Here is a 22589-nt window from a genome sequence, read left to right on the forward strand (position 1 = left end):
GACTTGCCCGCGAAGAACGATAACGCGGTGTTACTGATAAACCGCATCATCGTTCTTCGCGGGCAAGCCTCGCTCCTACACAGGTACCGAATCAGGCGTCGGTCTTGTTGGCCGCAGCAGCTTCCACAGCGGCTTTGATCGTCGCTTGCAACGAACCGTCAGCAGCCATTTCAGTCATGATGTCGCTACCGCCGACCAGTTCACCACCGACCCACAATTGCGGGAAGGTTGGCCAGTTGGCGTACTTTGGCAGGTTGGCGCGGATTTCCGGGTTCTGCAGGATGTCCACATAGGCAAACTTTTCGCCACAGGCCATTACAGCCTGAGCGGCTTTCGCGGAGAACCCACACTGTGGGGCATTCGGCGAGCCTTTCATGTAAAGCAGAATGGTGTTGTTGGCAATCTGCTCTTTAATCGTTTCGATGATATCCATGGAGCACCTCGGCTGAACTTTCCGACTCAGTGGTCGGCACGGTGGCGCATTGTAACGGAAACCCGAGCGCCATGCTCGGCCTCCCCGACAGTCATGTTCACGCTGCCGCCACGGTCACCGGCACGCCGTTCAACGCCGCATTACCCGACAACTCATCGAGCTGACATTCGTCAGTCAGGTCATTGGCGCTGGAGCCGGGTTGACCGCTGGCAATCGTCATCTGCACACCCGGTCGCGCATGACCCCAACCGTGAGGAAGGCTGACCACACCTCTCATCATATCCAGGCTGGCGACCACTTCAACCTCGATCACCCCGACCCGCGAACTGACGCGCACTCGTTGCCCATCGTGGAGCCCGCGGCTGGCCAGGTCATCCGGGTTCATCAGCAGTTGATGGCGCGGTTTGCCCTTCACCAGACGGTGATAGTTGTGCATCCATGAGTTGTTGCTGCGCACATGGCGGCGGCCGATCATCAGCAGCTCATCGGCAGCCGGTGCTTGTAGCGCCGCGAAGCGCGCCAGGTCGGCGAGAATCTCGACAGGCGCTGCCTGGACTCGCTGATTGGCCGTTTTCAGGCGTGGCGCCAGGTTGGGTTTGAGCGCCCCGAGGTCGATACCGTGAGGATGATCGAACAAGGTCGCCAGCGACAGTTTGTGTTCCGAAGCGTCGCCATACAGGCCCATCCGCAGCCCTCGGTCGATCATCTGCGCTGGCGCGATGGTCGGTTTCAGTTCCTTGCCGGTCCTGGTCGCAAAGGCTTTGGCCAGCCCCACGAAAATTTCCCAGTCATGCAGCGCACCTTCGGGCTTGGCCAGGATCGCCCGGTTGAAGCGGGTGACGTTGCGCACCGCGAACATGTTGAACGTGGTGTCGTAATGATCGTTTTCCAGCGCCGAAGTCGACGGCAGGATCAGGTCGGCATAACGCGTGGTTTCATTGATGTACAGGTCGACACTGACCATGAACTCCAATCCGTCCAGCGCCTGTTCCAGTTGCCGGCCATTGGGCGTGGACAGCACCGGATTGCCCGCCACGGTGATCAGCGCGCGGACCTGCCCTTCCCCTTCGGTAAGCATCTCTTCGGCCAGCGCCGATACCGGCAGCTCTCCCGCGTATTCCGGACGCCCGGACACGCGACTCTGCCACCGGTTGAAATGCCCGCCCGAGGTCGATGCCACCAGATCCACCGCAGGCTCGGTGCACAACGCACCGCCCACCCGGTCGAGGTTGCCGGTGACCAGATTGATCAGTTGCACCAGCCAATGGCACAGGGTGCCGAAAGCCTGGGTCGAAACCCCCATGCGCCCGTAGCAGACCGCTGTCGGCGCTGCCGCGAAGTCCCGTGCCAGTTGGCGGATCTGCTCGGCGGGCACCGCGCACAGCGGGCTCATGGCCTCGGCGGTGAACCCTGCGATCGCTTCACGCACCTCATCCAGGCCATCGACCGGCAAATGACTGTCGCAGGTCAGACTTTCAGCGAACAAGGTATTGAGCAGCCCGAACAACAGCGCCGCATCGCCGCCGGGGCGTACGAACAGATGCTGGTCAGCCATCGCCGCCGTCTCGCTGCGACGCGGATCGACCACCACCACTTTGCCGCTCCGGGCCTGAATCGCCTTAAGGCGCTTCTCGACATCCGGCACGGTCATGATGCTGCCGTTGGAGGCCAGTGGATTGCCGCCCAGGATCAGCATGAAATCGGTGTGATCGATGTCCGGGATCGGCAGCAGCAAGCCGTGGCCGTACATCAAATGACTGGTCAGGTGATGGGGCAACTGATCGACCGATGTCGCGGAAAACCGGTTGCGGGTTTTCAGCAGGCCGAGGAAATAATTGCTGTGGGTCATCAACCCGTAGTTATGCACGCTGGGGTTGCCCTGATAGACCGCCACCGCGTTCTGCCCGTGACGCTCCTGAATCGCCGCCAGGCGTTCGGCTACAAGACTGAAAGCGTCTTCCCACTCGATAGGCTGCCATTCGCTGCCTGTTCGCAGCATCGGCTGACGCAGGCGATCCGGATCATTTTGAATGTCTTGCAGGGCAACCGCTTTGGGGCAGATGTGCCCACGGCTGAAGGTGTCCTGCGGATCACCCTTGATCGAGTTGATCTGTACGCCGCTGCCTTCGACCTCAGAGGTTTCGATGGTCAGGCCGCAGATGGCTTCACACAGGTGGCACGCACGGTGATGGAGAGTCTTGGTCATGGCCAGTCTCTGTTTTGTTCTGGGCGGGCAATAGCGGCCGCGGGAACAAAACTATGGCGCGCGATCCGCCCCTTTGCCAGCGACGTTCGTCTTGTGAATCGGCGACTATCAGGCCAGCCGATGGCAGCAAGGGATCAGTTCGATGGCAGACTCGGCGGCGCCTGCAACTGGATCTCCTCGATGGTTTCGATCTGCTCATGGGCAACATGCACGCCGGTGAGCTCGCCGATCAGTCGCCAATGTTCGTCGAGCCCGGCGCTGACGGTCGCCATGCGGTCGATCATGCGCCGGCCAGCTACCTTCGTGACTTCGTCTTCACTGCGCAACAGCTCGAAAGACATCGAGGTCATGGAAGCAGTGAGGTGGGTCAGGGAGCGGGCCGTAAGGCCGAGTAGCTCCATCAACAGCTGTTCTTTCGATTCCATTCCAAAGGCTTCCTGCGTCGCTCGTGCACTAGTTATAACCCAGCACTTTGCTTTAGCAAATGTTTCGGACAAGACACGTTGCCCACCAAAGGCCCGAATGACAGGTCAAAAACCGACCGTCAGCGTGTCGCCCGCGCCCTGTTTGATTGCCAAGCCCGGCGAGCCCGGTGTACAAATGGTTGGCTGCTGTCAGGAAACAGGCTTCAAAAGCGCTACTGCGGTCACCCGTAGCCCCTCTGAAATCCTCTAAACACCGTAGCCCATTGGAAAAACGCGACATTTAATGTCAATATCGCGCCTTCCCCTATTTCGTCGCCCCGTGCGGCTTACGCCGCAGGTCTCGCCCGTTTTTCAGTTAAACAAGGCTTTGAGTATCTGCGGTCTGTTGCAAAAAGGTAGTCAATGATGAGCGCAAGGCACTTTCTCTCCCTGATGGATTGCACGCCCGAAGAGCTGGTCAGCGTGATCCGTCGAGGCGTTGAGCTCAAGGACCTGCGTAACCGCGGCGTACTGTTCGAGCCTTTGAAAAACCGCGTCCTGGGGATGATTTTCGAGAAGTCCTCGACCCGCACCCGCATCTCGTTCGAAGCCGGCATGATCCAGCTCGGCGGCCAGGCGATATTCCTGTCGCCACGCGACACCCAATTGGGTCGCGGCGAGCCGATCGGCGACTGCGCCATCGTCATGTCGAGCATGCTCGATGCGGTGATGATCCGTACCTTTGCCCACAGCACCCTGACCGAATTCGCCGCCAATTCCCGCGTGCCGGTGATCAATGGCCTGTCCGATGACCTGCACCCCTGCCAATTGCTGGCCGACATGCAAACCTTCCTCGAACACCGTGGTTCGATTCAAGGCAAGACCGTGGCCTGGATCGGCGATGGCAACAACATGTGCAACAGCTATATAGAAGCGGCGATCCAGTTCGACTTCCAGTTGCGCATCGCCTGCCCGGAAGGTTACGAACCCAACCCTGAGTTCGTGGCTAAAGCCGGCGATCGGGTGACCATCGTCCGCGACCCGCAGGAAGCCGTGCGCGGCGCGCACCTGGTGAGCACCGACGTCTGGACCTCCATGGGCCAGGAAGAGGAAACCGCCAAGCGCCTGAAGTTGTTCGCACCGTTCCAGGTCAACCGTGCCCTGCTCGACCTGGCCGCGCCGGACGTGCTGTTCATGCATTGCCTGCCGGCCCACCGTGGTGAGGAAATCAGCCTCGACCTGCTCGACGACTCGCGTTCGGTGGCCTGGGATCAAGCCGAAAACCGTCTTCATGCACAAAAGGCCTTGCTCGAATTCCTCGTCCCGCCTTCGTACCACCACGCATGAGCCAGCCATTACTGCTGAACCTGCGCAACCTGGCCTGCGGTTATCAAAACCAGCGGGTTGTGCAGAACCTCAACCTGCATTTGAATGCTGGGGATATCGGTTGCCTGCTGGGGTCTTCGGGCTGCGGCAAAACCACCACCCTGCGGGCGATTGCCGGCTTTGAACCGGTGCACGAAGGTGAAATCCAGTTGGCGGGCGAGACCATCTCCAGCGCCGGCTTCACCCTTGCCCCGGAGAAGCGCCGGATCGGCATGGTGTTTCAGGATTACGCACTGTTTCCGCATTTGAGCGTGGCCGAGAACATCGCTTTCGGAATCCGCAAGCATCCGCAAAAGGATCGCATCACCGAAGAGCTGCTCGAACTGGTCAACCTGAAAAACCTCGGCAAGCGCTTCCCCCATGAGCTGTCCGGTGGCCAGCAGCAACGTGTGGCGTTGGCCCGCGCCCTGGCGCCGGAACCGCAACTGCTGTTGCTCGACGAACCGTTCTCTAACCTCGACGGCGAATTGCGACGCAAGCTCAGTCATGAAGTACGCGCCATTCTCAAGGCGCGCGGCACCAGTGCAATCCTGGTGACCCACGATCAGGAAGAAGCCTTCGCGGTCAGTGACCACGTGGGCGTTTTCAAGGAAGGTCGCCTGGAGCAGTGGGACACGCCCTACAACCTCTATCACGAACCCCTGACGCCATTCGTGGCCAGTTTCATTGGCCAGGGTTACTTCATTCGCGGCCAGTTGAGCAGCCCGGAGTCGGTGCAGACCGAGTTGGGTGAATTGCGCGGCAACCGTGCCTACACCTGGCCAATCGGTTGTGCCGTGGATGTGTTGTTGCGTCCGGACGATATCGTCTATGCGCCGGACAGCCCACTAAGGGCACAGATTATTGGCAAGAGCTTCCAGGGGGCATCGACTCTGTACCGCTTGCAGTTGTCTACGGGCGCGCAGCTGGAGTCGATTTTCCCGAGTCATGCCGATCATCTGGTCGGTGCTGAAGTAGGCATTCGGGTGGCGGCTGAACACTTGGTGCTGTTCCAGGCGAACGGCAGCACGGCGGCGCAGATACCGGTGATCGAATCCGGTGTTCGGCGGTACAGCACCGCCAGCTGACACCAGAATCTGTAGGAGCGAGGCTTGCCCGCGAAGGCGTCGTGCCAGTCAATGATGATGTCGACTGACACGACACCTTCGCGGGCAAGCCTCGCTCCTACAAAAAAAAATCATCCGAGCATTAATTTGCCGCTCGCAACCAGCGTTGCATTCCCGCCAATACTGACCCGATCCCCTTCCAGCTGGCAGAACAACTCCCCGCCTCGCGCCGAACACTGATAAGCCGTCAGACTCGACTTGCTCAAGCGTTCCGACCAATACGGAATCAGGCTGCAATGGGTCGACCCGGTCACCGGGTCTTCGTTGATGCCGATTGCCGGGGCAAAGTATCGCGACACAAAGTCATGCTTGCTGCCCTTGGCGGTCACAATGGCGCCCAGCCATGGCAGTTTTGCCAGCGCAACCATGTCCGGCTGACAATCGAGCACCGCTTGCTCGGACTCCAGTACCACGAACAATTCTTTCGAACCCAACACATCGACTGTTTTCACACCCAAGGCGCGCTCGACATCCAGGGTCACGCCCACTTCTGTCGGCACGATGGCCGGGAAATCCAGCCACAAGCGCTCGCCCTCACGGCTGACACTCAGCGGGCCAGACTTGCAGATGAAGTCCAGTCGCTCGACCGGTTCCTTATAGATTTCGAACAGAACATAGGCGCTGGCCAGGGTCGCATGGCCGCATAACGGGACTTCGGTGGTGGGGGTAAACCAGCGAATGTGCCAGACAGGACCCTCACGCACCAGAAACGCGGTTTCGGCGAGGTTGTGTTCGGCGGCGATTTTTTGCATTAACTCATCGCCGAGCCAGGTATCGAGCCGGTACACCATCGCCGGGTTGCCACTGAACGGCCGATCACTGAACGCGTCCACCTGATGAAACTCTAGCTGCATGCCATTTCTCCCTTTTTCAGGTCGACGAGCATGAAGCCACGAAGAGCCCTTCACCAGTGACAGAACGAATCAATTTCCACCATACAGGCTGAACGCCCGAGGCCTTCTGTTCAGGGGCGACCGATATCGGCGAACTTCGCCTGGGTGTGTTCGGCCAACACAGCGGGCGCCAGTTCCACTTCCAGTCCACGCCGTCCGGCGCTGACGAAGATGCTGGAAAAAGGCTGAGCCGAACGATCAATAAAGGTACGCAGACGCTTCTTCTGCCCGAGTGGACTGATGCCGCCTAACAGATAACCTGTCGAGCGCTGTGCAGCTGCGGGATCGGCCATTTCGACTTTCTTCACACCAGCGGCCTGGGCCAGCGCCTTCAAATCCAGACTTCCGACGACCGGCACCACTGCCACCAACAATTCCCCCTTTTCGCTGGCCGCCAGCAATGTCTTGAACACCTGCGCCGGGTCCAACCCCAGTTTTTCCGCGGCCTCCAGACCATAGGACGCTGCCTTCGGATCATGTTCGTAACTGTGCACGCGATGTTCGGCACGAACTTTTTTCAACAAATCCAATGCGGGGGTCATGGCAGCTCCAAGCTTGGCGGCAGAAGAAAAATACTGCGCAGGATTCTAGGTCATTGATCGATAAAAGGCTCTATTACAACGCTATTTCAAAAGCTTTGCCGGGCTACTGTGCCGTTCGTCCACGGTCGGCCTGCCTGATGAACGATGCGGTCATTCACGTGACTAATAGTTGAAATGTGACCGACAGTTCACTTTCGACCTTTGACAGCAGCGTTTCTTGTCTATATTTTTTCGAATCTGAATACTGTACGAATGTCTCACCGCAGCACTCAGCAGTAAGCCGAACACAGGATGGGGATCCTGCCTCGGTGAAAATCGCGCTTTGACTTTGATCAAAAAGCGCCAGACAACAACAAAAAAGAGGTTTTCAATGACAACTGCTTTACAACAACCGTCGCTCTCGAGCCAATGCATGGCCGAGTTTCTGGGTACTGCACTGCTCATCTTTTTCGGTACCGGCTGCGTTGCCGCGCTCAAGGTGGCGGGTGCCAGCTTCGGACTGTGGGAAATCAGCATCATCTGGGGGGTGGGCGTCAGCATGGCGATCTACCTCACCGCCGGCGTTTCCGGCGCGCACCTCAATCCTGCCGTGAGTATCGCGCTGAGCATTTTCGCTGACTTCGAAAAGCGCAAACTGCCTTTCTATATCTTCTCCCAGGTGGCCGGCGCCTTTTGCGGGGCCTTGTTGGTTTACACGCTGTACAGCAACCTTTTCTTCGATTTCGAACAAACTCACCAAATGGTTCGTGGCACCCAGGCCAGCCTTGAATTGGCGTCGGTGTTCTCCACTTTCCCGAACCCTGCCCTGACCACTGCCCAGGCCTTTTTGGTTGAAGTGATCATCACCGCCATATTGATGGGCGTGATCATGTCGTTGACCGATGACAACAACGGTCTGCCCAAAGGGCCACTGGCGCCGTTGCTGATCGGCCTGCTGATTGCCGTGATTGGTAGCTCGATGGGCCCGTTGACCGGTTTCGCGATGAACCCGGCCCGAGACTTCGGTCCTAAACTGATGACTTTCTTCGCCGGCTGGGGTGAAATTTCCTTCACTGGCGGGCGCGATATCCCGTACTTCCTGATCCCGATTTTTGCACCGATTGTCGGTGCCTGCCTCGGTGCTGCAGCTTATCGCGGGCTGATTGCCCGTCATCTGCCCAGCGCCATACCTGCTACAAAGGATGCAGTACCGGCCATTGACGGCAAACCAAGAACGTCTTGAAACCGTTGGCGCGTGATCCTGCCCATGGGGTGCCGCGCCTGACCTCACTTCCTAATTTTCGTCCAAGGCAATCGACATGACCGACATACAGAATAAGAACTACATCATTGCCCTCGATCAGGGTACGACCAGCTCCCGCGCGATCATTTTCGACCGTGACGCGAACGTGGTCTGCACCGCCCAGCGCGAATTCGCGCAGCATTACCCGCAAGCCGGTTGGGTCGAACATGACCCGATGGAAATCTTCGCCACCCAAAGCGCCGTGATGGTCGAGGCCCTGGCTCAAGCCGGCCTGCATCACGATCAGGTCGCAGCCATCGGCATCACCAACCAGCGCGAAACCACCGTGGTCTGGGACAAGACCACCGGCCGCCCGATCTACAACGCGATCGTCTGGCAGTGCCGGCGCAGCACCGAAATCTGCCAACAGCTCAAGCGCGATGGTCACGAGCAATACATCAGCGACACCACTGGCCTGGTCACCGATCCGTACTTCTCTGGCACCAAGCTCAAGTGGATCCTCGACAACGTCGAAGGCAGCCGTGAACGTGCGCGCAAGGGTGAACTGCTGTTCGGCACCGTAGACAGCTGGCTGATCTGGAAATTTACCGGCGGTAAAGTACACGTCACCGACTACACCAACGCCTCGCGCACCATGCTCTTCAACATCCACACGCTGGAGTGGGACGCGAAGATGCTGGAAGTCCTCGACATCCCGCGCGAGATGCTGCCGGAAGTTAAATCCTCGTCCGAGATCTACGGCCACACCAAAAGTGGCATCGCCATTGGCGGTATCGCCGGCGACCAGCAGGCGGCCCTCTTCGGCCAGATGTGCGTCGAGCCAGGGCAGGCGAAAAACACCTATGGCACCGGTTGCTTCCTGCTGATGAACACCGGCGACAAAGCGGTGAAATCCAAACACGGCATGCTCACCACCATCGCTTGCGGCCCGCGTGGCGAAGTGGCCTACGCCCTGGAAGGCGCGGTATTCAACGGTGGCTCCACCGTGCAGTGGTTGCGTGACGAGTTGAAAATCATCAACGACGCCCACGACACCGAATACTTTGCCAACAAGGTCAAGGACAGCAACGGCGTGTACCTGGTACCCGCCTTCACCGGTCTGGGCGCTCCCTACTGGGACCCGTATGCCCGTGGCGCATTGTTCGGCCTGACGCGCGGCGTACGCGTGGATCACATCATTCGTGCCGCGCTGGAGTCGATTGCCTACCAGACCCGCGACGTCCTGGACGCCATGCAGCAGGATTCCGGCGAACGCCTCAAGTCCCTGCGCGTGGACGGCGGCGCAGTCGCGAACAACTTCCTGATGCAATTCCAGGCCGACATTCTCGGGACGCAGGTCGAGCGTCCGAAAATGCGCGAAACCACCGCGTTGGGCGCGGCTTACCTGGCGGGTCTGGCGTGCGGCTTCTGGGGCAGCCTGGACGAGTTGCGCGGCAAGGCAGTGATCGAGCGCGAGTTCGAACCGACACTGGACGAAACCGCGAAGGAAAAACTCTACGCCGGCTGGAAAAAAGCGGTCAGCCGCACTCGTGATTGGGAACCGCATGAGGGTGCTGAATAAGCCAAGGTCGGGTTCTAACTGGTAGGGAGCAGATTCCTGCGGCATCATGGGCAAATTTTGCACGGCAGCCCAAAGGAAGCCCCATGAATCTGCCTCCCCGTCAGCAGCAAATCCTCGAACTGGTCCGCGAACGCGGCTATGTCAGCATCGAGGAAATGGCCCAGCTGTTCGTCGTTACACCGCAAACCATCCGCCGCGATATCAATCAACTGGCGGAAGTCAATCTGTTGCGCCGCTACCACGGCGGCGCAGCCTACGACTCCAGCGTCGAAAACACTGCCTACGCCATGCGCGCCGATCAGATGCGCGATGAAAAACAGCGTATCGGCGAAGCCATTGCCGCTCAGATTCCCGATCACGCCTCGCTGTTCATCAACATCGGCACCACCACCGAATCCATCGCTCGGGCGCTGCTCAACCACAACCACCTGAAGATCATCACCAACAACCTGCATGTGGCCTCGATGCTCAGCGCCAAGGACGATTTCGACGTGCTGCTGACCGGTGGCAACGTGCGGCGTGACGGTGGCGTGGTCGGTCAGGCGAGTGTCGACTTCATTAACCAGTTCAAGGTCGACTTCGCCCTGGTCGGCATCAGCGGCATTGATGAAGACGGCAGTTTGCTGGACTTCGATTATCAGGAAGTGCGGGTATCCCAGGCGATCATTGCCAATGCCCGGCAGGTGATTCTGGCCGCCGACTCCAGCAAATTCGGGCGCAATGCCATGATTCGCCTGGGGCCGATCAGCCTGATCGATTGCCTGGTCACCGATCAGCAGCCCTCGCCAGCCTTGGCGCAGTTGCTAAGCCAGCACAAGATTCGGTTGGAGGTTGTTTAACCCCGAAGGTGGTTAAACAACCTGTAGGAGCCAGGCTTGCCGGCGAAGGCACCCTTGAGTACGACTTCGCCGGCAAGCCTGGCTCCTACAAGGATTGCGTAAACCTTGTGGGAGCGGGCTTGCCCGCGATGACGGCCGCATTCGCCACACACCTCTAGCGCTCCGCCGCACGTCTAAATGTTCGTAAATTTTCCTTTAACCGCCTTTCGATCAGTATTTTCAATCGAAGTTGACTGGCTGTGCGCGTCTTTATGGGCTAGTATTTTCGTAAATGAACATTAATGTTCGAATTCCAATATAGAAAATCAAAGCCCGAGGCCAGCCGATGCCCACTTCTACCTTGCCTACGCCCCCTCTCGCCGAGGTTTACGATATCGCCGTCATCGGTGGTGGGATCAATGGCGTGGGGATCGCAGCGGATGCCGCCGGTCGCGGTCTTTCGGTATTCCTTTGCGAAAAGGATGACCTGGCCAGCCACACTTCGTCCGCCAGCAGCAAGCTGATCCACGGCGGCCTGCGCTATCTCGAACATTACGAATTTCGCCTGGTGCGCGAAGCCCTCGCCGAGCGCGAAGTGCTGCTGGCCAAGGCGCCGCACATCGTCAAGCAGATGCGTTTCGTGCTGCCGCACCGCCCGCACCTGCGTCCGGCCTGGATGATCCGCGCCGGCCTGTTCCTTTATGACAATCTGGGCAAACGGGAAAAACTCGAAGGTTCGAAAAGCCTGAAGTTCGGCCCGGACAGTGCACTGAAAAGCGAAATCACCAAAGGCTTCGAATATTCCGATTGCTGGGTCGATGACGCACGCCTGGTCGTACTGAACGCCATGGCCGCCCGCGAGAAAGGCGCCCACGTTCACACCCAGACCCGCTGCGTCAGTGCCCGTCGCACCAAGGGCCTGTGGCATCTGAACCTGGAGCGTGCCGATGGCAGCCTGTTTTCGATCCGCGCCAAAGCGCTGGTCAATGCAGCCGGCCCGTGGGTCGCCAAGTTCATCCGTGATGACCTGAAGATGGAATCGCCGTATGGCATCCGTCTGATCCAGGGCAGCCACCTGATCGTGCCGAAGCTATATGAAGGCGAACACGCGCACATTCTGCAAAACGAAGATCAGCGCATCGTCTTCACCATTCCGTACCTGAATCACTTCACCCTGATCGGCACAACCGACCGTGAGTACACCGGCGACCCGGCGAAAGTCGCGATCACTGAAGGCGAAACCGATTACCTGCTCAAAGTGGTCAACGCCCACTTCAAGAAGCAAGTCAGTCGCGGCGACATCCTGCACAGCTATTCCGGTGTTCGTCCGCTGTGCAACGACGAATCCGATAACCCGTCTGCCGTCACCCGCGACTACACCCTGGCATTGTCGGGCAGTGGCGAAGAAGCGCCGCTGCTGTCGGTGTTCGGCGGCAAACTGACGACTTACCGCAAACTGGCCGAATCGGCGCTGGCGCAACTGGCCCCTTACTTCGCGCACATCAAGCCGAGCTGGACGGCCAGCGCCACCCTGCCCGGCGGCGAAGACATGACCACCCCGCAGGCCTTGAGCTCGCGGATCCGCGACAAATTCGACTGGGTGCCCACCGAGATCGCCCGACGTTGGGCCACCACTTACGGCAGCCGCACCTGGCGCATGCTCGAAGGTGTAGAAAGCCTTAATGATCTGGGCGAACACATCGGCGGCGGTCTCTACACTCGCGAAGTTGATTACCTGTGCAGCGAAGAATGGGCGACCACCGCCCACGACATTCTGTGGCGCCGCACAAAGCTTGGGCTGTTCACTACCCCGGCGGAACAGCAGAAGCTCGAAGATTACCTGAACAAGCTCGAACAGAACCGCAGCAAGATCGAAGCGGCCTGATCGGGAATCCGGTGAAACGAAGCCCCTGAATCTCATGATTCAGGGGCTTTTTCATAACCCGCAAGACTGTAGGAGCGAGGCTGCCCGCGAATGGATCACCGCGGTCTGCCTGGAGCACCGCGTTATCGTTCTTCGCGGGCAAGCCTGGCTCCTACAGGTTGAGGGGGATTCATTCGGTTTTCCGAACGCGACTTGCCAGTCGATTCGGTAAACCGGATCGCCCAATAGAAAATTCAGCGCCATAAATATTTAATAGCCTTATAAATCAATAGCTTGATCTATATCGCCTGGCCTGGCACGAGTCATGCTCTACACTCTTGGACGAATGTTCGTTGCGCCACCCCTTCAGGAGCCGGCAAGCATTCGAAGCACCAAAAAGGGCCGATGAACTGGCTCCATATAAAAACAATGTCGAGGAAAATTTGATGCGCATCGTTCCCCATCTCCTGGGCGCAGCCATTGCTGCCGCTCTGATTAGCACTCCAGTTTTCGCCGCCGAACTCACCGGCACACTGAAGAAGATCAAAGAGTCCGGCACCATCACCCTCGGGCATCGTGACGCTTCCATTCCGTTTTCCTACATCGCGGACGCTTCCGGCAAACCGGTTGGCTACTCCCACGATATCCAGCTGAAAATCGTCGAAGCCATCAAGAAAGACCTGGACATGCCCAACCTCCAGGTCAAATACAACCTGGTGACCTCGCAAACCCGTATCCCACTGGTGCAGAACGGCACCGTGGACGTCGAGTGCGGTTCCACCACCAACAACGTCGAACGTCAGCAGCAAGTTGACTTCTCCGTTGGCATCTTCGAAATCGGCACCAAGCTGCTGGCCAAGAAAGATTCCCCATACAAAGACTTCGCCGACCTCAAAGGCAAGAACGTCGTGACCACCGCCGGCACCACGTCCGAGCGCATCCTCAAGTCGATGAACGCCGACAAGCAGATGGGCATGAACGTGATCTCCGCCAAAGACCATGGCGAGTCCTTCCAGATGCTGGAAACCGGCCGTGCCGTGGCTTTCATGATGGACGACGCCTTGCTGGCCGGTGAAATGGCCAAGGCCAAGAAGCCGACCGACTGGGCCGTGACCGGGACTGCGCAGTCCAATGAGATTTACGGTTGCATGGTTCGCAAAGGCGACGCGCCGTTCAAGAAAGCTGTCGACGACGCCATCATCGCGACCTACAAATCCGGCGAGATCAACAAGATCTACGAAAAATGGTTCATGCAGCCAATTCCGCCAAAAGGCCTGAACCTGATGTTCCCGATGAGCGAAGAGCTCAAGGCCCTGATCGCCAATCCGACCGACAAAGCGGCTGACGAAAAGAAATCCTGATTTCTGACTAACCTTATCCCCTGAGAGAGCCTTTGCCCTTTCAGGGGTTGTCACTCCCTGCTGGCATTTTCTGGAAACACTCGAACCGGTGGCTGTCGAGCCGCTCGTGTGTGCCCGACCGTCACGGTTGGGCGGGAACGGAGCTTCCCCAGGCGGGCATTTGTACATCGAACGAATCCGAGGGGAGACCCTAATGAATTACAACTGGGACTGGGGCGTGTTCTTCAAGTCCACCGGCGTGGGCAGCGAGATTTATTTCGACTGGTACCTCTCCGGTTTGGGCTGGACCATCGCCATTGCCGTCGCAGCCTGGATCATCGCGCTGCTGCTGGGCTCGATTCTGGGCGTCATGCGCACGGTACCGAATCGCATCGTATCGGGCATCGCGACCTGCTACGTCGAACTCTTCCGTAACGTGCCGCTGCTGGTTCAGCTGTTCATCTGGTACTTCCTGGTGCCCGATCTGCTGCCTGCGGACATCCAGGAGTGGTACAAGCAGGATCTCAACCCCACCACTTCGGCGTTCCTCAGCGTCGTCGTGTGCCTGGGCCTGTTCACCACCGCTCGGGTTTGCGAACAAGTGCGCACCGGTATCCAGGCGCTGCCCCGCGGCCAGGAAGCCGCCGCTCGCGCCATGGGTTTCAAGCTGCCGCAGATCTACTGGAACGTGCTGCTGCCCCAGGCTTACCGCATCATCATTCCGCCGCTTACCTCGGAATTTTTGAACGTATTCAAGAACTCCTCCGTCGCGTCGCTGATCGGCCTGATGGAGCTGCTCGCGCAGACCAAACAGACCGCCGAGTTCTCCGCCAACCTGTTCGAAGCCTTCACCCTGGCCACGCTGATCTACTTCACGCTGAACATGAGCCTGATGCTGCTGATGCGTTCGGTCGAGAAGAAAGTCGCCGTACCGGGCCTGATTTCCGTAGGGGGTAAATGATGGAATTCGACTTCTCGGGCATCATTCCGTCCCTGCCGGGTTTGTGGAACGGCATGATCATGACCCTCAAGCTGATGGCCCTGGGCGTGATCGGCGGGATCATCCTCGGCACGCTCCTGGCGCTGATGCGCCTGTCCCACAACAAACTGCTGTCGAACATCGCCGGCGCCTACGTTAACTACTTCCGCTCGATCCCGTTGCTGCTGGTCATCACCTGGTTCTACCTGGCGGTGCCGTTTGTATTACGCTGGATCACCGGCGAAGATACCCCGATCGGCGCGTTCGCCTCGTGCATCGTGGCCTTCATGATGTTCGAAGCCGCGTATTTCTGCGAAATCGTCCGGGCTGGCGTGCAGTCGATCCCCAAGGGTCAGATGGGCGCTGCCCAGGCGTTGGGCATGGAATACGGCCAGATGATGCGACTGATCATCCTGCCGCAAGCGTTTCGCAAGATGACCCCGCTGCTGCTGCAACAGAGCATCATCCTGTTCCAGGACACCTCGCTGGTGTATGCGGTGGGCCTGGTGGATTTCCTCAATGCCTCCCGTGCCAGTGGCGACATCATCGGTCGCTCCAATGAGTTCCTGATCTTCGCAGGTCTCACGTACTTCACAATCAGCTTTGCCGCCTCGCTGCTGGTCAAGCGTCTGCAAAAAAGGTTTGCCGTATGATCTCTATCAAGAATGTCAACAAGTGGTATGGCGACTTCCAGGTACTGACTGACTGCAGCACCGAGGTCAAAAAAGGCGAAGTGATTGTGGTGTGCGGGCCGTCCGGTTCCGGCAAATCCACCCTGATCAAATGCGTCAACGCCCTGGAACCGTTCCAGAAAGGCGACGTGATCGTCGATGGCACATCCATCGCCGACCCGAAGACCAACCTGCCGAAACTGCGCTCGCGCGTGGGCATGGTGTTCCAGCATTTCGAACTGTTCCCGCACCTGAGCATCATGGACAACCTGACCATCGCACAGGTCAAGGTGTTGGGTCGCAGCAAGGAAGAGGCTTCCAAGAAAGCCCTGCAACTGCTCGAACGCGTCGGTCTTTCGGCCCACGCGAAAAAGCATCCAGGCCAACTCTCCGGTGGTCAGCAACAGCGTGTGGCGATTGCCCGTGCGCTGGCGATGGACCCGATCGTCATGCTGTTCGACGAACCGACCTCGGCGCTGGACCCGGAAATGGTCAACGAAGTACTCGACGTGATGGTGCAACTGGCCCACGAAGGCATGACCATGATGTGCGTGACCCATGAAATGGGCTTTGCGCGCAAAGTGGCCGACCGGGTGATCTTCATGGACCAGGGCAAGATCATCGAAGACTGCAAGAAAGAAGAGTTCTTCGGCGACATCACCGCCCGCTCCGACCGCGCGCAGCATTTCCTCGAGAAGATTCTGCAGCACTAAGAAAGGCACCGCTCCCCAACTGTGGGAGCGGGCTTGCTCGCGAAGGGGCCATTACATTCAACAATGATGTTGGCTGACACACCGCTTTCGCGAGCAAGCCCGCTCCCACATTGGGCCGGTGGTGTCTTGGATATTTGTGTTGTGGTTGACCCAAGGCATCTGTGATGAAATGCGACTCCACTCTCTATCGCGCCGCGCCGCCATCACTCGCCGTGAAACCCCGTTTGATTCGCCATCTGTTCCTGCCGCCGCTGGTCATCGCCCTGATGATCGGATTGGGTTACATCGGCTTCTGGGTCAGTGAACACTACGGAATTCGCAGCCTTAGCGAGAATGGCCAGCGTCAGTTGGAACTGCACGCCCGCGCCGTCGAAAGCGAAATCAGCAAGTACACCTACCTGCCCAGTCTGCTGGAACTCGAATCCAGTGTTTCAAAGCTGTTGGCCGACCCGTCTCCGGAACTCCGGCAGACGGTCAACGAATACCTTGAAGGCCTGAACCGGCGCAGCCGCAGTCGGGCCATTTATGTGATGGACACCACCGGTCGCGTACTGGCCACCAGCAACTGGCGCGATGTCGACAGTTATCTGGGTGAAGACCTGTCCTTCCGCGCCTATTTCCAGAATGCCGTGCGCGGTCAGCCGGGGCGTTTCTACGGCATCGGCAGCACCAGCGGCGAACCCGGCTATTACCTGGCGCATGGTCTGGAAGAGCACGGCAAGATCATCGGGGTCGCCGTGGTCAAGGTCCGCCTCGAAGCCATGGAAGAACGCTGGCAGCGTGCGCGCCTGGAAGCCTTCGTCAGCGACGAGAACGGCATCATCATTCTCTCCAGCGATCCGGCGCGGCGTCTTAAGTCGGTTGTGCCATTGAGCGAGGAAACCAAGGAAAAACTGGCCCGTAGCCTGCAGTACTACTGGTTTCCGCTGAACGAGCTGCAACCGCTGGCGCGGGAGAAACTGGCTGAAGGCGAGGAAAAACTGACCTTCCCCGCCAACAGCGAATTGATGTCCGAAGAAGAGAACATCAGCTACCTCTCGCAAACCCGGCCGCTGAGCGACACCCCATGGAATTTCACCCTGCTCACCCCCCTGCAGGATTTGCGGCGTGAGGCGATCAATCAGGGGATTCTGGTGGCGGTGGCGTTTGCCCTGGTGGCGTTTCTGCTGATCGCCTGGAACGAGCGGCGCAAGGTGATCGCCACCCGCCTCGCAGCGCGGGAAGCCTTGCAGGAAGCCAACAATCAACTGGAGCGTCGGATTACCGAACGCACCACCGACCTGCGCGCCAGCAACGAACGGCTCAAGGGCCAGATCCGTGAACGCCGGCAGGCGGAAGAGACGTTGCGCCGCGCCCAGGATGAACTGGTCCAGGCCGGCAAACTGGCGGCCATCGGTCAGATGTCCACCAGCATCGCCCACGAATTGAACCAGCCACTGGCCGCCTTGCGGACCTTGTCCGGCAATACCGTGCGTTTTCTGGAACGCGGCCAGCTGGATGTGGCCAGCACCAACCTCAAGACCATCAATGAACTGATCGACCGCATGGGCCGGATCACCGCCAGCCTGCGTTCCTTCGCCCGGCGCGGTGATGACAAGGGCCAGGCCAGTTTTGGCAAAGCCGTGGACGCTGCCCTGCAATTGCTGGGCAGCCGGATGGAAAGCGCGCACCTGCAATTGCACCGCGACCTTGAAGACGTACAGGTGCAGATCGACCAGACCCGTCTGGAGCAGATCCTGGTCAACCTGATCGGCAACGCGCTCGACGCCATGCAGTCGCAGCCCCTGCCGGCGTTGTGGCTCGAAGGCGAGGAGTTCGATGGCAAGTATCGTCTGCGGGTACGCGACAACGGCCACGGCATCGATGCCGAAGCGCGCAAGCATCTGTTCGAACCATTCTTCACCACCAAACCCGGCGAACAAGGCCTGGGCCTCGGCCTGACGCTTTCCGCCAGCCTGGCCGCCGCCACTGGCGGGCATCTGGGTGTCGAACACCCGGCCAGCGGTGGTACCACCTTCGTTCTCAGTTTACCGTTGGTAAGCCCCACTCCCGCCGAGCCAATATGAACAACGACCTTAGTGTGCTGATCGTCGAAGACGACCCCCATGTCCTGCTCGGCTGCCAACAGGCGCTGACCCTGGAAGACATTCCCTGCGTGGGCGTCGGCAGCGCCGAAGAAGCGCTGGAGCGGGTCGGCGATAACTTCGCCGGCATCGTCATCAGCGACATCCGCCTGCCGGGCATCGATGGCCTGGAATTGCTGACCCGGCTCAAGGCCCGTGATCGCAGCCTGCCGGTGGTGCTGATTACCGGCCATGGCGACATCTCCATGGCCGTCGGCGCGATGCAAAAAGGCGCCTACGACTTCATGGAGAAACCCTTCTCCCCGGAGCGTCTGGTGGACGTCGCCCGCCGTGCGCTGGAGCAACGCAGCCTGGCGCGGGAAGTGTCGTCGTTACGTCGACAGCTGTTCGAGCGTGACTCCCTCGAAGGCCGGATCATCGGGCGCTCGCCGGCCATGCAGAACCTGCGAGAACTGATCGCCAACGTCGCCGACACCTCGGCCAACGTGCTGATTGAAGGCGAGACCGGTACCGGTAAAGAATTGGTTGCACGCTGCCTGCACGACTTCAGCCGTCGGCACACCAAACAGTTCGTCGCGCTGAACTGCGGTGGCCTGCCGGAGAACCTGTTCGAAAGTGAAATATTCGGCCACGAGGCCAACGCCTTCACCGGTGCCGGCAAGCGGCGGATCGGCAAGATCGAGCACGCCGACGGCGGCACGCTGTTCCTCGATGAAGTGGAAAGCATGCCGCTGCCGTTGCAGATCAAACTGCTGCGGGTGTTGCAGGAGCGCACCCTCGAACGCCTCGGTTCGAACCAGAGCGTCGAGGTGGATTGCCGGGTGATCGCCGCGACCAAGTCCGATCTGGATCAATCGAGCAAGGCCGGCGAGTTTCGCAGCGACCTGTATTACCGCCTGAACGTGGTAACCCTGGAACTGCCGCCGCTTCGCGAACGCCGCGAAGACATCCTGCAATTGTTCGAACACTTTTTGCAGCAGTCATCCCTGCGCTTCGACCGCGCGGTGCCGGAACTGGACAACCAGACCCTGTCGAACCTGATGAGCCACGACTGGCCAGGCAACGTGCGCGAATTGCGCAACGTCGCCGAGCGTTTCGCATTGGGCCTGCCGGCCTTCAAAAAAACCGGCGCCAGCGGCAGCAACCAGGGCCTGGCCTTCGCCGAAGCGGTGGAAGCCTTCGAACGCAACCTGCTCAGCGACGCCTTGCAGCGCAGTGGCGGCAACCTGACCCAGGCCAGCCAGGAACTGGGGATGGCCAAGACCACGCTGTTCGACAAAGTGAAGAAATACGGGTTGAGCCACTGATGGACCTGATGTTCAAAGCAACCCTGGGCGCGGCGGTGGTAGTGATCCTCGCCATGTTGGCCAAGACCAAAAACTATTACATCGCAGGCCTGGTGCCGCTGTTTCCGACCTTTGCGCTGATCGCTCATTACATCGTCGGCAAGGGGCGTTCGCTGGATGATCTGAAAACCACCATCGTGTTTGGCATGTGGTCGATCATTCCGTACTTCGTCTACCTGGCGACCTTGTATGTGATGGTCGACCGGATGCGGCTGGAGGCTTCATTGGCGGTGGCGGCGGTGGCGTGGTTGATGGCGGCAACGGTGCTGGTGACGGTGTGGGTGCGCTTTCAATCCTGACCACAATTCCCTGTAGGAGCCAGGCTTGCCGGCGAAGGCGTCCTTGAGAGCGCCTTCGCCGGCAAGCCTGGCTCCTACAGAAAAGCGCATTGGGCATTACTGACCGTAAACCTTCTGCAACTGCGCTTGTGTCAATGCATCTTCAAACGGCACCGGCACTGACTTCACCGCCCCGTAAAGGTTGCGATAACGCCAATAGTTACCGTTGTTGGCCAGTTGATAACCACGCTCGACCACTCGCTGGCCATCAAGCACATATCGCAAGGTTTCCTGGGCTGCCGCTGGCGGTGCCGGCTGCATCAGGTCGGTGGACAAAACGCGCATCGATTCGTCGATACACTCGTCGAGCACCGCCGTGACCTTCGCCAGATCGAGGCTGCCGTCGTCGATGCATTGCTTGCCGCAACGCCGAATCGGCTGGCTGACCACTTCGATCCGCATGCGATACAACGCCGAACCGGCAATGTCCTGGACTTGCACCTGGTTGACCAGCACGAAACTGCCGCGATCGGGAGTAAGCATCAGTTTGGGCTCTATCACCAGGCGCGCGGTGACCTGCCCTTCTCCCTGTTTGAACCCGGCCACTTGCGAAGCCTGTTGATAGCGCTTTTGCAGACGCTCCTGCAACGGAACGCCTGCAAGTAAGTCGGCCATCGGTCGCGCCTCCTTGAGCGCGGTTTTTTCCGCATCGTGCTGCAAGCTGCCGCTGCCCATTTGGGTGTTGATCAGGCTGGCGACCAACAGGCCGGCAAGCCCGGCAGTATTGCCCGAACTCGCCACCAGATTATGACTCGACGACGCAGCCTTCAAAGCCGCCTGGGAGTCGATCACGGTGCTGGCACCGACAAAGGATGGCGGCAACTGCACATCGACCTTAAGCCCGTGGGCCTGGACGTAAGGCAAGGCACTCTGGTCCTTGAAACCGGCCTCGGGAGCCGGTTTTTGCGCACACCCCGTCAGCACCAGCAGGGCCAGCGCACCGGCCACTGTGGGTAAGCGCTTCATTGCGCGAACGGGGTAATCATTTGCTGACGGCTATTGTCCACAGCCTGATAAAACGCGTTGGACAGGTTGGTATAGGTCGGCTCGTCCCACTCGCCCTGGGCGGCTTGCGTAGCGACAAAGGGTTTGAACCACAGCAGTTTGTTGTCTGCCAGATCGATCACCATGCCCTGCCCGCCCACCTGCGCCATCGGCACGCTGGTCGGCACGATGCTGTAGTAGCTGCGGGTAGCGCCGGTGGCGTAAACATTCACCAGCAGCAGACGATCGACACCGTAGGCGGCCTTGACCGGGGTCATGTCCCGCGTCATGTAACCTTCGCGGAAACTGGTTTCCTTATACATCTTCAGGTCGAACGGCTCGTTGATCCGCTTGGCTTTGTAACCCTTGGCCTGCAGCTTGGCGACAAGGACATCGGGCAAGGTATTGAGGTCGCCCACTTGCCATTTTTCGACGTTGTCACTGAGCTTGTTGTTAACGCCCTTGTTGATGGCGTAATCGAGAATCCCCTGATTGCCGGTCAACGCCAGCACCGGTTCCGGCACCACGGTGATCGCCACGCCGATAGTCGGCTCCTTGGCATCCCAGAATTGATGGTCCAGCGGTACGGGAGGTTGCACGTGAGCACAGCCAGTGAGGGCCAGGCAGGCGAGCAATGTCAGTGCCGCCCAAGTGCGTAGAGCGTGAAGAGTCATGGATCAAGTCCCTATGATTATTAACGATGTTGCCTATGTCGGCAGCGTCGGCAAAAACCGTAGTGGCACATTGATATATTTTTCGATTCGGCGGTTCTCAGTGGATTTCGAACGATACACTTGCAGGCACCGGGGTAGCAGCTATTGCAGTGTTCCCCCTGTGGGAGCGGGCTTGCTCGCGAAGGCGTCGTGTCAGTCGATATCTGCATTGACTGAAGCACCGCATTCGCGAGCAAGCCCGCTCCCACAGGGGATTTCGGGTGTTTGGGAGGGCGTGTTTAGTTTTGTTTAGTGTTACTTCCTGAAAGCTACAGCGTCTTGCGCCGTCGCCTACAACCACGTCAGAATCCGCCGGCTTGTGCGCCTGGAGGCCCGTCGGTAACTTGGTTCGTGTCACTGATTCCCAGTGATCGGGTTTAGTAGCCCGGCATTTCTTTCCGGTCGCATAAGTGTCATCCAGTCAGGCATTCGCCTGCACTTGATGGTGGCTGTGCGCATGGTGCCCTCGGGCGCGCCGGTTTTGACTGGTGGCCGGTCTACTAACTTGCGCACAGCTGCCTCCCCATTCCGTTTAGTAGCGAGATGAGTTGCAGCTCTACTAACAGGAGTACCAGTTCAATGTTCAAAATCACTCCAAACCCACCGGAAACCGACGACGTTTCCCCATACGAAACCCCAGGCTCCAAAAAGCTCAACGAAGCCGCCGACCGCGCCCTCGATTACTACCTCAAACCGGTCATCCCCAAAGACACCCCACGCAAACCCAGCACCCTTTACTTGGTCGCCCCCGACGCCAATGACGAAACCCTGCTGGTCAACGCCTGCGAATCGCTGGCGGCGGCGAGCGTGATGTTGAGTGATTTCGCGGGGCAGCTGAACGGCCCGCAACGCAACACCGTGCTCGGCATTCAGAACTCCGTCATGCTGGGTGAACTGGCGGTGAACCGGATGCTGGATAACTTCGTTCCAACGTAATTGGCGACCTGACTGACCAATGAGGTTCA

21 protein-coding genes are annotated in these 22589 nt (G+C 59.1%); 14 read left to right on the plus strand and 7 right to left on the minus strand.

Features of this window, described 5'->3' with window-relative positions:
* Positions 1-91: 91 nt before the first annotated feature.
* The 3 genes from grxD to ACIPLA_RS11985 all read right to left on the minus strand — a co-directional run bounded on the left by grxD (position 92) and on the right by ACIPLA_RS11985 (position 3064).
* Positions 92-433 carry a Grx4 family monothiol glutaredoxin gene (grxD, locus tag ACIPLA_RS11975; RefSeq protein ID WP_007898513.1) on the minus strand — a complete coding sequence of 114 codons (342 nt, stop codon included), beginning with the start codon at positions 431-433 and terminating at the stop codon, positions 92-94.
* A gap of 97 nt (positions 434-530) precedes the next feature.
* A complete protein-coding gene (locus tag ACIPLA_RS11980) occupies positions 531-2639 on the minus strand; it encodes a molybdopterin oxidoreductase family protein (RefSeq protein ID WP_401173250.1) in 2109 nt (702 codons plus the stop codon).
* A gap of 134 nt (positions 2640-2773) precedes the next feature.
* Positions 2774-3064, minus strand: a complete 291-nt coding sequence (locus ACIPLA_RS11985) for a hypothetical protein (RefSeq protein ID WP_007898515.1) — start codon at positions 3062-3064, stop codon at positions 2774-2776.
* 405 nt (positions 3065-3469) lie between these two features.
* Here ACIPLA_RS11985 and argF point away from each other — a divergent pair, with 405 nt between their 5' ends.
* On the plus strand, positions 3470-4390 hold the full coding sequence (gene argF, locus ACIPLA_RS11990) for an ornithine carbamoyltransferase (RefSeq protein WP_032830187.1): 921 nt from the start codon (positions 3470-3472) through the stop codon (positions 4388-4390).
* A complete protein-coding gene (locus tag ACIPLA_RS11995) occupies positions 4387-5496 on the plus strand; it encodes an ABC transporter ATP-binding protein (RefSeq protein WP_218399014.1) in 1110 nt (369 codons plus the stop codon). The genes argF and ACIPLA_RS11995 overlap by 4 nt, the downstream gene beginning before the upstream one ends.
* Before the next feature lie 110 nt (positions 5497-5606).
* Here ACIPLA_RS11995 and ACIPLA_RS12000 read toward each other — a convergent pair whose 3' ends face one another.
* Entirely contained in the window at positions 5607-6389 is a 783-nt protein-coding gene (locus ACIPLA_RS12000) for a PhzF family phenazine biosynthesis protein (protein WP_401173251.1), read from the minus strand.
* Positions 6390-6499: 110 nt separating this feature from the next.
* Positions 6500-6970: a Cys-tRNA(Pro) deacylase gene (gene ybaK / locus ACIPLA_RS12005; protein ID WP_218399012.1), complete on the minus strand. Its 471-nt coding sequence runs from the start codon at positions 6968-6970 to the stop codon at positions 6500-6502.
* 370 nt (positions 6971-7340) lie between these two features.
* Here ybaK and ACIPLA_RS12010 point away from each other — a divergent pair, with 370 nt between their 5' ends.
* The 11 genes from ACIPLA_RS12010 to ACIPLA_RS12060 all read left to right on the plus strand — a co-directional run bounded on the left by ACIPLA_RS12010 (position 7341) and on the right by ACIPLA_RS12060 (position 19888).
* Complete coding sequence (locus ACIPLA_RS12010; protein WP_123500668.1) at positions 7341-8192, plus strand: MIP/aquaporin family protein; 852 nt, start codon at positions 7341-7343, stop codon at positions 8190-8192.
* 76 nt (positions 8193-8268) lie between these two features.
* On the plus strand, positions 8269-9774 hold the full coding sequence (gene glpK, locus ACIPLA_RS12015; RefSeq protein ID WP_218399011.1) for a glycerol kinase GlpK: 1506 nt from the start codon (positions 8269-8271) through the stop codon (positions 9772-9774).
* A gap of 83 nt (positions 9775-9857) precedes the next feature.
* The gene (locus ACIPLA_RS12020) at positions 9858-10613 is read left to right on the plus strand and encodes a DeoR/GlpR family transcriptional regulator (protein ID WP_007898523.1); all 756 of its coding nucleotides are present in this window, start codon (positions 9858-9860) and stop codon (positions 10611-10613) included.
* Positions 10614-10938: 325 nt separating this feature from the next.
* The gene (glpD, locus tag ACIPLA_RS12025; RefSeq protein ID WP_401173252.1) at positions 10939-12477 is read left to right on the plus strand and encodes a glycerol-3-phosphate dehydrogenase; all 1539 of its coding nucleotides are present in this window, start codon (positions 10939-10941) and stop codon (positions 12475-12477) included.
* Positions 12478-12902: 425 nt separating this feature from the next.
* Positions 12903-13817, plus strand: coding sequence for a glutamate/aspartate ABC transporter substrate-binding protein (locus ACIPLA_RS12030; protein ID WP_123500663.1), 915 nt, complete (start codon positions 12903-12905; stop codon positions 13815-13817).
* 193 nt (positions 13818-14010) lie between these two features.
* Entirely contained in the window at positions 14011-14757 is a 747-nt protein-coding gene (locus tag ACIPLA_RS12035) for an amino acid ABC transporter permease (protein WP_008069477.1), read from the plus strand.
* Positions 14757-15428, plus strand: a complete 672-nt coding sequence (locus ACIPLA_RS12040) for an amino acid ABC transporter permease (protein ID WP_008069476.1) — start codon at positions 14757-14759, stop codon at positions 15426-15428. Before ACIPLA_RS12035 ends, ACIPLA_RS12040 begins: the two co-directional genes overlap by 1 nt.
* Positions 15425-16159, plus strand: a complete 735-nt coding sequence (locus ACIPLA_RS12045) for an amino acid ABC transporter ATP-binding protein (RefSeq protein WP_008069475.1) — start codon at positions 15425-15427, stop codon at positions 16157-16159. Before ACIPLA_RS12040 ends, ACIPLA_RS12045 begins: the two co-directional genes overlap by 4 nt.
* A gap of 164 nt (positions 16160-16323) precedes the next feature.
* Complete coding sequence (locus ACIPLA_RS12050; protein ID WP_401173253.1) at positions 16324-18225, plus strand: ATP-binding protein; 1902 nt, start codon at positions 16324-16326, stop codon at positions 18223-18225.
* Positions 18222-19550, plus strand: coding sequence for a sigma-54-dependent transcriptional regulator (locus ACIPLA_RS12055; RefSeq protein WP_401173254.1), 1329 nt, complete (start codon positions 18222-18224; stop codon positions 19548-19550). Before ACIPLA_RS12050 ends, ACIPLA_RS12055 begins: the two co-directional genes overlap by 4 nt.
* Positions 19551-19558: 8 nt before the next feature.
* On the plus strand, positions 19559-19888 hold the full coding sequence (locus ACIPLA_RS12060) for a GlpM family protein (RefSeq protein ID WP_177318853.1): 330 nt from the start codon (positions 19559-19561) through the stop codon (positions 19886-19888).
* A 96-nt stretch (positions 19889-19984) separates the two neighbouring features.
* On the opposite strand, the gene ACIPLA_RS12065 is transcribed toward ACIPLA_RS12060, so the two are convergent.
* Both ACIPLA_RS12065 and ACIPLA_RS12070 read right to left on the minus strand, forming a co-directional pair.
* A complete protein-coding gene (locus tag ACIPLA_RS12065) occupies positions 19985-20893 on the minus strand; it encodes a hypothetical protein (protein ID WP_401173255.1) in 909 nt (302 codons plus the stop codon).
* The gene (locus tag ACIPLA_RS12070; protein ID WP_192345594.1) at positions 20890-21585 is read right to left on the minus strand and encodes a hypothetical protein; all 696 of its coding nucleotides are present in this window, start codon (positions 21583-21585) and stop codon (positions 20890-20892) included. Before ACIPLA_RS12070 ends, ACIPLA_RS12065 begins: the two co-directional genes overlap by 4 nt.
* 618 nt (positions 21586-22203) lie before the next feature.
* Here ACIPLA_RS12070 and ACIPLA_RS12075 point away from each other — a divergent pair.
* Positions 22204-22560, plus strand: coding sequence for a DUF6124 family protein (locus ACIPLA_RS12075; RefSeq protein WP_192345593.1), 357 nt, complete (start codon positions 22204-22206; stop codon positions 22558-22560).
* Positions 22561-22589 lie beyond the last annotated feature (29 nt).

This window comes from Pseudomonas sp. NPDC086112, from assembly GCF_044746425.1.
Taxonomy (GTDB): Bacteria; Pseudomonadota; Gammaproteobacteria; order Pseudomonadales; family Pseudomonadaceae; genus Aquipseudomonas.